16 protein-coding genes are annotated in these 14,252 nt (G+C 66.2%); 6 read left to right on the forward strand and 10 right to left on the reverse strand.

Features of this window, described 5'->3' with window-relative positions; translation table 11 throughout:
* Positions 1-33: 33 nt before the first annotated feature.
* Genes BMW87_RS04605 through BMW87_RS04620 form a run of 4 tightly spaced genes read left to right on the forward strand, consistent with a single transcriptional unit; the run spans position 34 to position 3,056 of the window.
* Positions 34-870, forward strand: a complete 837-nt coding sequence (locus BMW87_RS04605) for a CheR family methyltransferase (protein ID WP_093075227.1) — start codon at positions 34-36, stop codon at positions 868-870.
* Entirely contained in the window at positions 867-1,484 is a 618-nt protein-coding gene (locus BMW87_RS04610) for a chemotaxis protein CheB (RefSeq protein WP_256216661.1), read from the forward strand. The genes BMW87_RS04605 and BMW87_RS04610 overlap by 4 nt, the downstream gene beginning before the upstream one ends.
* Positions 1,474-2,703, forward strand: a complete 1,230-nt coding sequence (locus tag BMW87_RS04615) for a hybrid sensor histidine kinase/response regulator (RefSeq protein ID WP_093074518.1) — start codon at positions 1,474-1,476, stop codon at positions 2,701-2,703. Before BMW87_RS04610 ends, BMW87_RS04615 begins: the two co-directional genes overlap by 11 nt.
* Complete coding sequence (locus BMW87_RS04620) at positions 2,700-3,056, forward strand: response regulator (protein WP_093074520.1); 357 nt, start codon at positions 2,700-2,702, stop codon at positions 3,054-3,056. The genes BMW87_RS04615 and BMW87_RS04620 overlap by 4 nt, the downstream gene beginning before the upstream one ends.
* A 10-nt stretch (positions 3,057-3,066) precedes the next feature.
* On the opposite strand, the gene BMW87_RS04625 is transcribed toward BMW87_RS04620, so the two are convergent.
* Entirely contained in the window at positions 3,067-3,897 is an 831-nt protein-coding gene (locus tag BMW87_RS04625) for an SDR family oxidoreductase (RefSeq protein ID WP_093074522.1), read from the reverse strand.
* A gap of 36 nt (positions 3,898-3,933) precedes the next feature.
* Positions 3,934-4,917 (reverse strand): aldo/keto reductase, encoded by a 984-nt coding sequence (locus BMW87_RS04630; RefSeq protein ID WP_093074524.1) that lies wholly within the window; start codon positions 4,915-4,917, stop codon positions 3,934-3,936.
* 102 nt (positions 4,918-5,019) lie between these two features.
* On the opposite strand from BMW87_RS04630, the gene BMW87_RS04635 reads away from it, so the two are divergent.
* Complete coding sequence (locus BMW87_RS04635; protein WP_093074526.1) at positions 5,020-5,931, forward strand: LysR family transcriptional regulator; 912 nt, start codon at positions 5,020-5,022, stop codon at positions 5,929-5,931.
* On the opposite strand, the gene BMW87_RS04640 is transcribed toward BMW87_RS04635, so the two are convergent.
* The 5 genes from BMW87_RS04640 to BMW87_RS04660 all read right to left on the reverse strand — a co-directional run bounded on the left by BMW87_RS04640 (position 5,904) and on the right by BMW87_RS04660 (position 11,238).
* On the reverse strand, positions 5,904-6,266 hold the full coding sequence (locus BMW87_RS04640) for a hypothetical protein (protein ID WP_256216662.1): 363 nt from the start codon (positions 6,264-6,266) through the stop codon (positions 5,904-5,906). The genes BMW87_RS04635 and BMW87_RS04640 overlap by 28 nt on opposite strands.
* A 5-nt stretch (positions 6,267-6,271) precedes the next feature.
* Positions 6,272-7,738: a DUF1501 domain-containing protein gene (locus tag BMW87_RS04645; protein WP_093074528.1), complete on the reverse strand. Its 1,467-nt coding sequence runs from the start codon at positions 7,736-7,738 to the stop codon at positions 6,272-6,274.
* A 27-nt stretch (positions 7,739-7,765) separates the two neighbouring features.
* A complete protein-coding gene (locus BMW87_RS04650; RefSeq protein ID WP_093074530.1) occupies positions 7,766-9,598 on the reverse strand; it encodes a DUF1800 domain-containing protein in 1,833 nt (610 codons plus the stop codon).
* A 210-nt stretch (positions 9,599-9,808) separates the two neighbouring features.
* On the reverse strand, positions 9,809-10,159 hold the full coding sequence (locus BMW87_RS04655) for a hypothetical protein (protein WP_093054833.1): 351 nt from the start codon (positions 10,157-10,159) through the stop codon (positions 9,809-9,811).
* Positions 10,160-10,290: 131 nt separating this feature from the next.
* A complete protein-coding gene (locus BMW87_RS04660) occupies positions 10,291-11,238 on the reverse strand; it encodes an adenylate/guanylate cyclase domain-containing protein (RefSeq protein ID WP_093054831.1) in 948 nt (315 codons plus the stop codon).
* Positions 11,239-11,549: 311 nt separating this feature from the next.
* On the opposite strand from BMW87_RS04660, the gene BMW87_RS04665 reads away from it, so the two are divergent.
* Positions 11,550-11,888 carry a hypothetical protein gene (locus tag BMW87_RS04665; RefSeq protein WP_093074531.1) on the forward strand — a complete coding sequence of 113 codons (339 nt, stop codon included), beginning with the start codon at positions 11,550-11,552 and terminating at the stop codon, positions 11,886-11,888.
* 59 nt (positions 11,889-11,947) lie between these two features.
* Here the strand turns inward: BMW87_RS04665 and BMW87_RS04670 are convergent, their stop codons facing one another.
* Genes BMW87_RS04670 through BMW87_RS04680 form a run of 3 tightly spaced genes read right to left on the reverse strand, consistent with a single transcriptional unit; the run spans position 11,948 to position 14,251 of the window.
* Positions 11,948-12,919 carry an LD-carboxypeptidase gene (locus BMW87_RS04670; protein ID WP_093074533.1) on the reverse strand — a complete coding sequence of 324 codons (972 nt, stop codon included), beginning with the start codon at positions 12,917-12,919 and terminating at the stop codon, positions 11,948-11,950.
* Positions 12,916-14,025 (reverse strand): tRNA adenosine(34) deaminase TadA, encoded by a 1,110-nt coding sequence (gene tadA, locus BMW87_RS04675; protein WP_093074535.1) that lies wholly within the window; start codon positions 14,023-14,025, stop codon positions 12,916-12,918. Before tadA ends, BMW87_RS04670 begins: the two co-directional genes overlap by 4 nt.
* Positions 14,015-14,251, reverse strand: a complete 237-nt coding sequence (locus BMW87_RS04680) for a hypothetical protein (RefSeq protein ID WP_093074537.1) — start codon at positions 14,249-14,251, stop codon at positions 14,015-14,017. The genes tadA and BMW87_RS04680 overlap by 11 nt, the downstream gene beginning before the upstream one ends.
* Position 14,252: the final 1 nt, after the last annotated feature.

Consider the following 14,252-nt stretch of genomic DNA (forward strand, 5'->3'; position numbering starts at 1 on the left):
ACACGCCACGGCACCTCGAAGACCGCCACGCATATGCCGCCGCTGCATCCGCTGAGCGACACGGAGATCGAGCTGCGCCTGCTGATGGAGGCGATCTACCTCAAGTACAGCTACGACTTCCGCGACTACACGGTGGCCTCGCAGAAGCGCCGCGTGCTGCACGCGCTCGACCAGCTCGGGCTGCCGAGCATCTCGGCGCTGCAGGAGCGGGTGCTGCGCGACCCGTCGCTGTTCGGCCAGCTGCTGCAGTTCCTGACGATCCCGGTGAGCGAGATGTTCCGCGACCCGGCCTACTTTCTGGCCTTGCGCCAGCATGTGGTGCCGATTCTTCACACCTACCCGTCCGTCAAGGTGTGGGTGGCGGGCTGCAGCACGGGCGAGGAAGTGTTCTCGCTGGCCATCCTGCTGCGCGAAGAGGGCCTGCTCGCGCGCACGCAGATCTACGCCACCGACATCAACCCCGCCTCGCTGGAGAAGGCGCGCCAGGGCATCTTTCCGCTGGAAGCGATCCGCGGCTACACCACCAACTACCAGCGCGCGGGCGGACGCGGCGAGTTCTCCGACTACTACACCGCCGCCTACGACGCCGCGCGCTTCGACCCCTCGCTGTGCGCCGGCGTGATCTTTGCCGACCACAGCCTGGCAACCGACAGCGTGTTCGCGGAAACGCAGCTGGTGTCGTGCCGCAACGTGCTGATCTACTTCAACCGGGAGCTGCAGGACCGGGCGCTGGGCCTGTTCCACGAGTCGCTGTCGCACCGCGGTTTTCTCGGGTTGGGCTCGAAGGAGAGCATCGACTTTTCGGGCTACTCCGACCGCTTCGACACGCACGCGCGCGTCGAGCGCATCTACCGCAAGAAGGCCGCATGACGGGCCACATGCAGCGCCACCTTCGCCCCCCCGTTCGCAAGCGCGTCGACGCCGTGGTGCTGGGCGCCTCAGCCGGCGGCATCGATGCGCTCTCCACGCTGCTGCACGACCTGCCCGCAGGCTGGCACATTCCGATGGCCGTGGTGCTGCACCTGCCCGGGGATCACGAGAGCCATCTCGCCGAGATCTTCGCGCAGCGACTGCCGATCCCGGTGCACGAGGCCAACGACAAGATGCCGCTGGCGGCCGGCAGCCTGTACTTCGCGCCGCCCGGCTACCACCTGTCGATCGAGCGCGAGCGCACCTTCTCGCTGAGCTGCGAGCCGCCGGTGCTGTTCTCGCGGCCGTCCATCGACGTGCTGATGGGCTCGGCCGCAGACGTCTACGGCCCCGCCCTTGCCGGCTTCTTGCTGACCGGCGCGAACGACGACGGCGCCGAAGGCCTGCACCGCATTCATCTGGCCGGCGGACTCACCGCCGTCCAGGAACCGAAAGAAGCTCTTATTCCAACCATGCCCCAAGCCGCCATTGCGCGCCACATTCCCGACTACGTGCTCCCCCTGCGCGAACTGCGCACGCTGCTGCTCCAGTTGGAGGCCGCCCATGAACATTGACATCGAAAGCAAGCTGCTGATCGTCGATGACCTGCCGGAGAACCTGCTGGCACTGGAGGCGCTGATCCGCGCCCCGGGGCGCCTCGTGTACCGGGCCGACTCGGCCGATGCGGCGCTGACGCTGCTGCTGGAGCATGAATTCGCGCTCGCCATCGTCGACGTGCAGATGCCGGGCATGAACGGCTTCGAGCTGGCCGAGCTGATGCGCGGCACCGAGCGCACGCGGCACATTCCCATCATCTTCGTAAGCGCCGCCGGGCGCGAGCTGAACTACGCCTTCCAGGGCTACGAGAGCGGCGCGGTCGACTTCCTGCACAAGCCGCTCGATCCGCACGCGGTGGTCAGCAAGGTGAACGTGTTCGTCGACCTGTACCAGCACCGCAAGGCGCTGCGCCACGAAATGGAATCGCTCGCGGCTGCGCACAAGAAACAGGAAGAGCTGGTGCAGCAGCTGCAGCAGACGCAGCACGAGCTGGAACGCGCCGTGCGCATGCGCGACGACTTCATGTCGATGGTGTCGCACGAGCTGCGCACGCCGCTCAACACGCTCTACCTCGAAGCGCAGCTGCGGCAGCTGCATCTGTCGAAAGGCAACCTCGCCAACTTCACGCCCGAGCGGCTACCCACGATGATCGAGCGCGACCAGCGGCAGATCCGCAACATGGTGCGGCTGATCGACGACATGCTCGACGTCACCCGCATGCGGCGCGACGCGCTGTCGATCAAGACCACACCGGTGGACCTCGCGACGCTGGCGCAGGCGGTGGTCGAGAGCCTGCGGCACCAGGCCGAGGCCGCGGGCTCGGTCATCACGCTCGCGGCGCCGGCCGAACTGCGCGGCGAATGGGACGAGTTCCGCATCGAACAGGTGCTGACCAACCTGCTGACCAACGCGCTGCGCTACGGCGGCGGCAAGCCGGTCGAGATGGTCGTGCAGCAAGTGGGAAACACCGCGCAGGTGGCCGTACGCGACCAGGGCATAGGCATTGCGCCCGAAGACCAGGGCCGCATCTTCGAGCAGTTCGAGCGCACCGACGACAGCCGCAAGCACGCCGCGGGGCTGGGCCTCGGGCTCTACATCACGCGCAAGATCGTGACCCTGCACGGCGGGCAGATCGGCGTGGAAAGCGCACCGGGCGAAGGCTCGCGATTCGTGGTCGACCTGCCGCTGCAACCACCGGCGCCCCCGGCCGACACCCAAAAGGAGACACCTCTGTGAACGTGCTGATCGTCGACGACAACAAGGCCGCGGCCGATCTGCTGCAGGAGCTGCTGAGCCTGCACGACCACACCGCGCGCTGTACCTACACCGCTCAGCAGGCGCTCGACGCGGCAGCGGCCGAAAGCTTCGACGCCGCGCTGATCGACCTCACGCTGCCCGACCTTCCGGGCACCGAAGTAGCACGCCGGCTGCGCGCGAGCACGGCGGAAGGCACGCCGAAGCTGCTGGTCGCGATCTCGGGTTTCTCGGCGCAGGATGCGGGCGGCAAGGCGGCCGAGGGGCTGTTCGACCACCATCTGCAGAAGCCGATCGACATCGACGAGCTGGGGCGAATCCTGGCACAGACCTGAGCCTGGCGAGTCACTTCGCCGGAGCGAGCTCTCCGTACCAGTAGGCCGCGGTGACGCCGCCGTCCATGAGGAAGTCGCTGCCGGTGATGAAGCCGCCGTCCGGCCCCAGCAGCAGCGCGCCGACGGTACCGACCTCGTCCGGCGTGCCACCGCGCTTGGCGGACGACGCTTCGATCATGCGCCGGTAGCCTTCGCCGCGAGGGCCTGTCAGTTCGTCTCTTGCGAGCGGCGTGAAGATGATGCCGGGGCTGATGGTGTTCACCCGGGCGCCACGCTTGCCCCATCGCACGGCCTCCGCCATGACCCGCAGGGAATTTCCGCGCTTGGAAAGTTGGTACGCGTGCAGGGAGTCTTTCACCTGCTCGGGCTGAAGCATCGGCAGCGCAAGCAAGTCTTCTGTCGGCGTCGTCGCGAGAGCCGCATTCTGTTCAGGGCTCAACGCCGGCAAGCGGTGTCCTGACTGCGACGCGATGACGACGCCAGCGCCGCCTTCCGCGACAACGTTGCCGAACTCTTCCAGGACGAGCGCGGTGCCGTACAGGTCGACCTTGAGGATCGCGGCCGGCGATGCCTGCGAAGGAGAAACGCCCGCAGCGTGGATCAGGCCGGTGACGCTGCCAAGCGCGGTGGCCGTCTCCACGAGCGCATGGACCGAGGCGCGCGAAGACACGTCCACGACTGCCGTGCTCACTTCGAAGCCGGCATCCGCGAGCACCTTGGCCGCTGCGTCGGCCCCCTCCTGCCGCAAGTCGGCGAGCAGAACGTGCTTGCCCGCGCTGACACGGCGGGCGATGGCCTGGCCGATGGACCCAGCTCCGATGACAACAACTACTTGGGTCATGATCAATTCCTTTTGCTCGGCGTCAGTCGTCATCGCTCAGCGGCCGACGAGCTTTTGTCGATCCGCCGAATAGCGGTCGCCGTGAACCTGAACACCCGAGACGGCCGCCTCGATTTCCTTCAGGTCTTCCGGCAACAACACGACAGAGGCGGCGCCGGCGTTTTCCTCGAGGCGGAGCAACTTCGTCGTGCCGGGAATCGGCACGATCCACGGCTTTTGGGCGAGCAGCCAGGCAAGTGCAAGCTGGGCAGGCGTGACCTGCTTGCGCGCGGCGATCTCCGCCAGAACATCGACCAGGGCGCGATTCGCCTGGCGCGCCTGCGGTGCAAAACGAGGCACTGTGCTGCGGAAATCTGTCGCGCCGAACGATGTCTGCGCGTCGATCGCTCCCGTCAGGAAACCCTTTCCGAGCGGACTGAATGGCACAAAGCCGATGCCCAGTTCCTCCAGCAGCGGAAGAATCTCTTTCTCCGGCTCGCGCCACCACAGGGAATATTCGCTCTGAAGGGCGGCGATCGGCTGAACCGCGTGCGCGCGGCGAATGCTGTCGACGCCGGCCTCGGAAAGACCGAAGTGCTTCACCTTGCCTTCGCGGATCAGGTCTTTCACGGCGCCCGCCACGTCTTCCATCGGAACCTGCGGATCGACACGGTGCTGATAGAACAGATCGATGCGGTCGGTGCGCAGGCGCTTCAGCGCCTCGTCGGCCACCTGCCGGATCCGTTCCGGCCGGCTGTCGAGGCCCTTGCCGGCGTCACCCTCGCGAAACCCGAACTTGGTCGCGATCACGACCTGGTCACGCACAGGTTCCAGCGCTTCCCCGACCACGCTTTCGTTGACGAAGGGCCCATAGACTTCCGCCGTGTCGAAAAACGTGATCCCGCGTTCGAAGCCCGCGCGGATGAGCTTGACCGCTTCGGCCGTGCCGGTCGCCGGCCCATAGCCGAAGCTCAGGCCCATGCAGCCGAGACCGAGGGCCGAAACGTTGAGGCCGCCGCGGCCCAGTTGACGTGTTTTCATGGTGTGTGTCCTTGTCGCTAACCGATCACAAGAACTTTAGGCAGCCTGCTTGCCAATGACTAGACTGCTGGATCGACATGTACCTAGAAGACAGGCTAATCAATGGCACGCTTCGACGACTTGGCCAGTTTTGCAGCCGTGGTGCGCGCAGGCAGTTTCACGCGCGCGGCGGCCCAGCTTGGGGTGACGCAGTCCGCGCTCAGCCAGACCGTCCGCGCGCTGGAGCGCCGCCTCGACCTGAAGCTGCTCAACCGGACCACGCGCAGCGTCGCGCCCACGGAAGCGGGCGAACGCCTGTACCAAGCCGTCGGCCCGCGTTTCGAGGACATCGAAGCAGAACTCGCCGTTCTGGGCGAGATGCGCGGCAAGCCCGCCGGCATGGTCCGCATCACGGCGACCGAACACTCGATGCGAACCTTGATCTGGCCCAGGCTTCAACCATGGCTGCCCCTGTACCCCGACATCAAGGTGGAGATCAGCGGCGACAACCGCTTCACCGACATCGTTGCCGAGCGCTTCGACATCGGCGTGCGACTGGGCGGCGACGTGGCCAAGGACATGATCGCCGTACGCATCGCGCCCGACATGCGCATGACCGTGGTGGGCAGCCCCGACTACTTCTCGCGCCACCCCCGGCCGTCTACCCCGCAGGATCTGACCCTGCACGACTGCATCGGATTGCGCCTGGCATCCCACGGCGGCCTTCTGAAATGGGAATTCACGCGGCGCCGGAAAGGCGTCAACGCGCACGTCACGGGCCGGCTCGTCTTCAACTCGAGCGAGCTGATCGTCGCCGCAGCGCTGTCCGGGCACGGGCTGGCATGGCTGCCCTCCGACCTCGTCGAGAAACACATCGAGGCAGGCCGGCTGGTGCCGGTACTCGACGATTGGGCGGCAACCTTTGACGGGTATCACGCCTACTATGCCGGCCGACGCGCTTCGCCAGCCTTGATGCTCGTCGTGGAGGCGTTGCGGCCTCCGGAAACTCAGCGCCTCTTGCTGCGCCCCTTGTAGCTGCGCATGGCCTCGTAGCGGTACACGCGGAATCCGTCCTTCTGCAAGAAGCTGACCGGCTCCCAGCCGCGTGCGAGCGCGCAGTCGGTGATCTGCGCCATCTGCACGCCGAGGTAATCCTGCAGGCTGTCGGCCACCGCGAGCTCGAACTTCTTGAGCTCGCGGTCCAGCGATTCCAGTGCCGCGATGGCGGCCTCGACGCTGGTGAAGGGGCGCACGTGCGTCACGGCCTTGCTGCGCGCCAGTGCGGGCGCCTCGGGAGGGTCCGCGCTGAAGTTCACGCTGGCCCCACCTTCCATGCCGTTGAGGCCGCCGATGGCGGCCATGCTGCTCATTGCGTTCATGTCATGAACCCCATATCGCGCGGATAGCTGATGCCACTCGGCGCAGTCACGTTGTTGAAATTCTTCAGGTTGGGCAGGATGCCGTTGAGGTCCGCGTCAGGCACGCCGAACCACTTGGCCAGCGTGGCCGCGTATTGGTCGACCGAGGTGGTCGGCAGCAGCCGGCCCTGGCCGACGTGCCACTGGTCGTCGTCGGCGGCAGTGTTGCCGATGCTCACCGGCGGTGGCGTGCCGTAGAACGCCTTGCCCTTCACGGCATTGACACCGCCGACCACGAAGTGATGGCTGCCCCAGCCGTGGTCGGAACCATTGCCGTTGCTCGAAAGCGTGCGGCCGAAGTCGGAGGCGGTGAAGGCCGTCACCTTGTCGTCGATGTCCAGAGCTTTCATCTGCCGCTGGAAGGCAAACATGGCCTCGGACAGCCGCAGCATCAGGCCGCCCTGCTTCGTGTCGAGGTCGTCGTGCAGGTCGTAGCCGCCCATGGAAACGAAGAACACCTGGCGCTTCACGCCCAGCGAGACGCGCCCTCGAATGAGGCGGGCCACCATCTTGAGCTGGTCGGCCAGGTTGTTGCCGGTGGGAAAGTTGCCGTTCAGGTCGTCGGGCTGGATGGCGGCGGTGATCTTGCCTTCCGCCTCGACCGCGCGCAGCGTGACCTTGTTGTATTCGTTCTCCAGCGTGTGACTGCGCGCCTGCTGCGCCAGCTGCTGCATGGCCGCCTTGACCGCCGACGAGCCGTAGACGTTGCCCGTGGCGCTGCTCACGCTGTTGATGCGCACCGCGCCGCGCGTGCCAACCTGGTACTGCAGCGCCTCGTCGCCCGACAGGAACACCGCGTTGCCCGCCACCGAGACGCAGGTGAAGAGCGACGCATTGCGCTGCCCGGCCAGCATCAGGTCGCCGAGGTTACCGCCCCAGCCGATGGTGGAGCCCTCGGGCGAGGACGACTGCCAGATCGACTGCTGGTCGTTGTGCGAGAACAGCTTGGACGGAATCGGGAAGTCCTTGCGGTTGGAGCTGTTGAACTGCGCGCGCGTGAGTGGCTTGACCAGCGGGCCGACGTTGAGCTGCACTGCCATCCTGCCCTCGTCGAACAGCGTCGCGAGCTTGGTCATCGCCGGGTTCAGCGCGTACTTGCGTCCGTTGGCTAGCGAGACGGCGGGCTTGAGCTCGGTGGCCGCGAGCGCGGCATCGGACGGCAGCGCGATCGCGCCGCGGATGGCGCTGTACTTCGCGTAGCTGTCGGCGTCGTAGTTGACGAGGGTGTTGGCGTAGTCGTTGCCGCCGAACAGGAAGACGCAGACCAGCGCCTTGTAGTCGTCACCGGGCGCGGCCTGCGCAGCGGCTTCACCCATGGCGGCGAGGTTGAGCGCGAACGGCAGCGCGGTGCCGGCCATCGCGAGCTGGCCCGTGCGGCGCAGGAAGGCGCGGCGCGAATGCTGGGCAGGATTTATCAGGTGCATGGTCGGTTCGCTCCGGCTTCTTCTTTATTACTTCTGGACAAGGTATTCGGGCGAGCCCATCACCAGCAGCACGCCGGCGCAGATGAGGTCGAGCTTGCGGGCGTCGGTGGTGGGGTTCAGCAGCGGCGCCTTGGTCAGCGCGTCGGTGATCAACGCCACGGTGGCGGCCGACAGCTGGTTGCCCGTGAGCAGCAGGTTGAGCCGCCGCACCAGCGCGGCGGGATCGGTCACCAGCGTCTTCTCGGCCGCGTAGTTCGCCACCACGTCCTTGCTGTTGAAGCCGTTCTGCAGAATGCCCTGCATGAAATTGAGGTAGCCGCCCACGCTGGTCTCGTTGACCAGTTGGAACTCGGGCGCCACCAGCTTGTTGCTGGCGATGGCGGTAGAGGGCGGCACGTAGCCGGGCCGGAAGAAGTTGAACACCGAGGGCGAGCGCAGCGGACACTGGCCCAGGCTCTGGCTCGTGTCGGAGGTGTTGCCGATCGCCCAGGTGTCTTGCGCCGAGCCGATGCCGAAGGTGCGGCCCCATTGCACGAGCCGCAGCATAGGTTCGCGCAGGTGGCCGAAGTTCGGGTCGGAAAGACCGGTGGGGCCGCGTGCCTCGTCGTCGAGCAGCACAGCCGCAAATACGCTCTTCATGTCGCCGCGCACGCCCGCGCCGTTGTTGGCGAAGATGTCGGCCACGCGCTTGACGTAGGCCGCGCTGGGGTTGCTGGTAACCAGCCGCTGGATGAGCTGGCGACCGATGAAGGGACCGACGTTCGGGTGGTTGAAAAGCGTGTCGAGCGCGATCTTCAATGCCGCCGGACCGGGTGTGCCGGCGGGCACGGCGGCGCCGAGGAAGCGCGCTTCGAGCATCGAGTGATTACCCGCCGTATACGCCATGGGGCGCGTGGTCCAGGCGTTGGTCTCGATGCGGCTGCTTGCAGCGGGCGGAAGAAAGGCGTTGCGCTCCGCGGAGCGGATGTCGAGGTCGTAGCCGGTGAAGACGCGCGCGAGGTTCGACACGTCGCTCTGCACGTAGGTTTCGAGCGGCTGGCCGTCGGCGCCGGTCTTCACCGTGCCGTCGGCTTCGAGCTGGTACAGGCCGATGGTCATGAGCTGCATGACTTCGCGCGCGTAGTTCTCGTCGGGCTGCCGGCCCGAGGCGTCTTCCTTGCGGTTGCCGCGGGTGTTGAGGTAGAAGCCCATCGCGGGGTTGAGCGAGACGTCTTCCAGCAGCTGGCGGAAGTTGCCGGTGACGCCGTTGGCCAGTGTGTCCCAGTACTGGGCCATCATGGCGGTGGGCCAGCTCGACCCGATCTCGGTGCCCGAGACCACGAAGATTTCGCTGAGGGCCAGTGCCATGCGCTTGCGCACCGGGTCGGCTGCGACCATGAGCTGGCGCCAGATCATCGCGTCGGTGTCGACGGTGCCGTAGGTCTTGCCGTTGACCCATTCCCAGGCCGTGGGCTCGCGCGTCGCGCTGAACTGCTCGCTGAGCCACGGCATGTAGCCCTTGGCGCGCACTGCGGCGACCTCTGCGTCCGAGGCCGAGAACTGCGCTTGCAACAGGAAGCGCGCGGCCTCCGCGTCGTTCTGCGCCTGGGTGTAGTGATAGGGGCCGGTGTCGGGCTGCTCGCCCGGATTGGGGCTGCCGCCGATGGGGAAGCCGAAGCCACCGGAAGAGCCGCCTCCTCCTCCGCCACCACCGCATGCGGCCAGTGCCGCCGCGATGGAGAACGCAGCCGCGGCCTTCAGGGGCCGCGTTGTTTCATCGATTGCCGCCGTCGTTCTTGTTGCTGCATACGCAGGCGGCGCAGTAACGCGCATCACCTCGTCGACCGGGCTTGCGCAGCCGGCCTCGAACTGTTCCACCATGTTCCTCGCTCCTGCGGCGCATCAACGCCGGTCGAGCAATCAAGGCAAGCGGCATGCCCTGTGAAAAACAGCTGGACGGGTGTCTAAAACTGGCGAAGTCACCACATAAATGTGTGCCAATGTGACTTTTTAGTCACCCCTTGAAACAAAATTGGCATGCCAGCACGCATGCCAATGTTTCAGCAAACATTCAGGTGACAGTGCCAGTCGTCAGTCGCGCTCGTCGTCCCAGCCGTTCGGCGGACGATAGGGATAGCCGGGGCCGTAGTAGATGCGGCCGGGCGGCGGGCTGTAGATGGGCGCCGGGCGGTAGTACACCGGTGGCGGCGGCCGGTAGTAGACCGGCGGAGGTGGCTCGTAATAGATGGGGGCCGGATACGGATAGACCGGCGGGGGTGCGTAGTACGGCGCCGGGTAGCCGCCGGCGACATAGCCGGGCGTGCCGATCTGCACTGACCAGCTTCCGCGCGCGTTGGCGGCACCCGCCGCCAGCAATGCACCGGCAACGACGGCACCGATTGCGGCCCACTTGAAAACAGAAGATTGATGTTTGAAGTTCACTGAGGCTCCAAGGCCAAGGGCGGACAGCGCCCAGGTTGATACGCAACGCCCGACGTGTACCCGTGGTGCACCCGTCACCGCGAAGGCTGGTTGCCAAACGTCACTGCCGCGCGGTGCATTGCAACCAACGCTCAACCCGCGATTTCGCGACGCGACAACATCACGTCGCCGCTGTTCGTGTTGAAGGCGATGGTCGGCGCGCTGAAATCGCTGAGCGGCGCGCCCAGGCCGATTTCACCGCGGCCGTGCAGCACGCACTCTTCGCGCCGCAGGGCAATCTCGGTGCTCGGCCCGCCATTGCCATGGAAGCGCACCCAGGTGCCATAGGTGCTGACGTCGATCAGCACGCAACTGCCCTGCCGCAACTCGATGCGCGCATGCAGCCGCGAGACGCGGGGGTCGTTGACCACGAACTGCGCGTCGTCGACGCGACCCAGATGAATCGGGAGCTCTTCGGTGCGGAACATCGACCGCACGTCGAGCCAGGCCAGCTCGATCTGGCCGAAGGAAGAATCCGGCATGCGCAACGGGGCGAGCGCGGCGGGCACGGTGAGGAAGCTCGTCACCTCCTCCTGCCAGTCGATCCGGTGCACGACCGACATCTCGCTTCGACCCCGGATGTTGATGAGGCCCAGGTCGCGGTGCTGCACCGCGCCTTCGCGCAATTGGGAAATGACGGCGTCGGTCACCCAGATCTGGCCGGGGCCGGCCAGGTCGCTCAGGCGCGAGGCCAGGTTGACGGCGTCGCCGTAGCAATCGCCCTCGACCTCGACCACCTCGCCGCTGGCCACGCCGATCTGCAGCGCCATGCGCAACGGCGCCGGCCATGCGAGCAGGCGCTTCTGGTGATAGCGCTGCAGCTCGACGACCGCGTGCGTGGCGGCGGCGCCGCTGGTGAAGATGGCGAACACACCGTCTCCGAGCGACTTCACCACCCGTCCGCCGTGCGCCTGGCACACGCCGCCGATCCATTGCGTCAGCCGCGTCACGGTCTCGGTGGCTCGAGCATTCCCCATGGCCTCGAAGACCCTGGTGCTCCCCGTCAAGTCCGCGAATACGACTGTGGAATTGACACCCATACTGTTGTGATTCTCGATTTCTATCGCAGGTTGTAAATGCTCAGGGCATACGTTCATTTACGCACGGGAGAAACGGTCTTCGCACCTATCGTGTTGACCATATAGGTATACGCCGCGGGCAACGGAGCAGATGCAAGAGGGGCATTCCTCAATTTGTAGTACTTTGGATTACAAAATACAACGTCTGTTAAATACGCTAAGTAAAGCGTGTTGTTTACAAACAAGAAACACCGTTTCAGATCTTGTGAAATGGTTAACTGAGGCTTAAGGTAGCGGCCGTTCTGGCTTCCGGCAATACGCTTTTCGTCCCCATGCTCTTCCGCCGCATTCTTCGTCTGCTGAACGTACCCGGCTTCGGATCCCGCCAGGCGACGGAAAGTCAGCTGGGGCGCATTCGCATGGCGATGCTGTCGGTGCTCCAGGGCCATGGCGGCCACTCGGTGCAGCGCGTGAGCCAGCGCGTGCGCTTTGCGGCCGATGTCGAAGCCCTCTGGTACCTGCGGCAGGACGTGATGATGGCGTTGAGCGCCATCGACGGTGAAACCGCCGCACGCCGCCAGATGAAAACCATCAACAGCATGTTCAAGGGCGGATTGCCCGGTTCGATGGGGCCTCGCGCGCATCAGCGCTTTACCAACAACAACGGTTGAAGTTGCGACGGCCCTTCGGGGCCGTTTTCTTTTTCCTGCTTTCTCCCCCCATTGCCGGGTCAGTGGCCGTGATGATGATGGTCATGGCCGTGATGATCGTCATGCGCTGGCGTGTGACGATGACCCCAGACGAGAAAGACATCGCGCCCCTCCGCCGCCATCGACACCTTCGCACCCACGGGCAGTAGCACCTTCGTGGGCACATGGCCGAACGGCAGTCCCGCCAGCACGGGCACCTTGAGCGATGCGCGCAGCCGGTCGATCACCGTGTTCAGGCCAAAGCCCCGGTCGTAGCCCGGCGCCTTGCGAATGCCCGTGAATTGCCCGAACACGATGGCGCGCTGGCGCGCCAGCACACCGGCCATCTTCAACTGGTCGAGCATGCGTTCGATACGGTACGGGTGCTCGTTGATGTCCTCGATGAAGAGCACGCCCTTGTCCACCACGGGAAAGTACGGCGTGCCGATCAGGCTGGCCAGCACGCAAAGGTTGCCGCCCCACAGCACCGCGTCTTGCACGGGCTTGAACTTCAGGTCTGCATCGCGCGCCGGCATGCGCCAGCCGGTGCCTTCGCCCTGCCCCGTAACGAGGTCGTCGAAGCAGGCTTCCATGATGTCGTCAGCGCCGGCCTCGGCACCGAAGTCTTCGCCGACCGCAGGGCCCGACCAGGTCACGGCGCCGGTCTTGACCAGCAGTGCGTTCTGCAGTGCGGTGAAGTCGCTGCAGCCGACGAACTCGGTGCCCTTGTCGATCGCCTTGGCCACGGCCTTGTACGGAATGGCGTCGAGGATGCGCGTGAGGCCATAGCCACCGCGTGAAATGAGCGCCACGTCGGCGCCACTCGCGGCCGCGCGTGAAATCGCGGCGAGCCGCGTGGCGTCGTCACCCGCAAAGCGTTGATGCACCGAGAGTGCCGCATCGTCGACTTCGACTTCATGGCCCAGTGCCTTGAGCCGCTTCACGCCGCGCCGGAAGGCGGCCTTGTCGCGCACCGCGCTGGAGGGGGAATAGATGTAGATGTGTTTGGTCACGTGTTCGAGTATCCCATTGCGTTTCGCGCCTGCAGCACGAACGTTCGGGCTTGCATCAGCGTTGGTCCCGACGATGTGGCGATGGGGCCGAGCGCGCGCAGCGCGGCTTCGTAGCCACGGTCGGGGAAAGGTGCGCGCCATGCGTCTTCGATGTGCTCGTAGCCCTCAGATACGACGAGCGCCGCCGCGAAGCGTTCAGGTGCCGCGGCCATCAGCAGCGCGGCCAGGTCGGCGGCGGCCGCGCTGTGCGCGAGCACCATGGTCGCCGGTGCGGGCTGCACGCGGGCCAGCCATTCGAGCAGCACGTCGCGGTGCCATTCGAGGCGATGCGGTGCTTCGCGCTTTGGCTTGTCGCTCTTGCCGAAGCCGATCAGGTCAGGCACGAGCGTGCGCAGCCCGGGCAGGCCCGCGAGATGCCGGAAGAAGTAGCCCCATTCGCCGGGGCCGTGCAGGCACAGGCAGCAGGCGGCGTCGCCACCTTCATCGATGTAGTGCATGCGCCAGCCCTGCTGGCTCGGCAGGTCCTGCACGTACTGCGGTGCGAAGCTGTAGCCGGCCAATGCGTCGAAGCGTTCCGCTGGCGTGCGCAACGCATCGTCGCGCAAGGGCTCGGCCTGTGCGCGCGCGGCGCTTCGGCGTTGCTGGAAGAAGGCCTGCAGCACTGCAGCGCATTCCTGCGCCAGCACGCCGCCCTGCACCTGCGTGTGATGGTTCAGCCGCGGCTCGGCGAAGAGATCGAGCACCGAGCCGGCCGCGCCGGTCTTCGGATCGGCCGCGCCATACACGACGCGCGCCAGGCGCGAATGCAGCATGGCACCCGAACACATCGCGCAGGGCTCGAGCGTGACGAACAGCTCGCAGCCGTCGAGCCGGTAGTTGCCAAGCGCAGCGGCGCCAGCGCGCAGCGCGTTGATCTCGGCATGCGCGCTCGGGTCGTGCTGCGCGACCGGCGTGTTGCGCCCCGTCGCGATCAGCTGGCCATCCTTGACCAGCACCGCGCCGACGGGCACCTCGCCTGCCTCGGCGGCAAGCCGCGCCTGGGCGAGCGCGAGCGCCATCCAGTGCTCGTCTTTCGCCGCCAGCGTTGGAAGGGCCTCAGTTGTCATCCGGCATCTGCCGCGCCTTCGCCGCCGCGTCGAGCGCTTCCTTGACTTGCTGCTGCACCTGCTGCGCCTGATCGCGCGCATTCGCAGGCGCTTCGCCGGCGGCCGGTGCGACAACGCCGGGCACGGCCGGCCGCGTGGAAGAAGCCATGCTCGTCATCTGCTTCTTCGCGACCAACCCGACGATCACCAGCGCCAGCACAAGGCCGATCAGCCCGAACGCGCGCATC

Origin of the sequence: Variovorax sp. OV084 (assembly GCF_900111625.1) — a bacterium.
Classification (GTDB): Bacteria; Pseudomonadota; Gammaproteobacteria; order Burkholderiales; family Burkholderiaceae_C; genus Variovorax.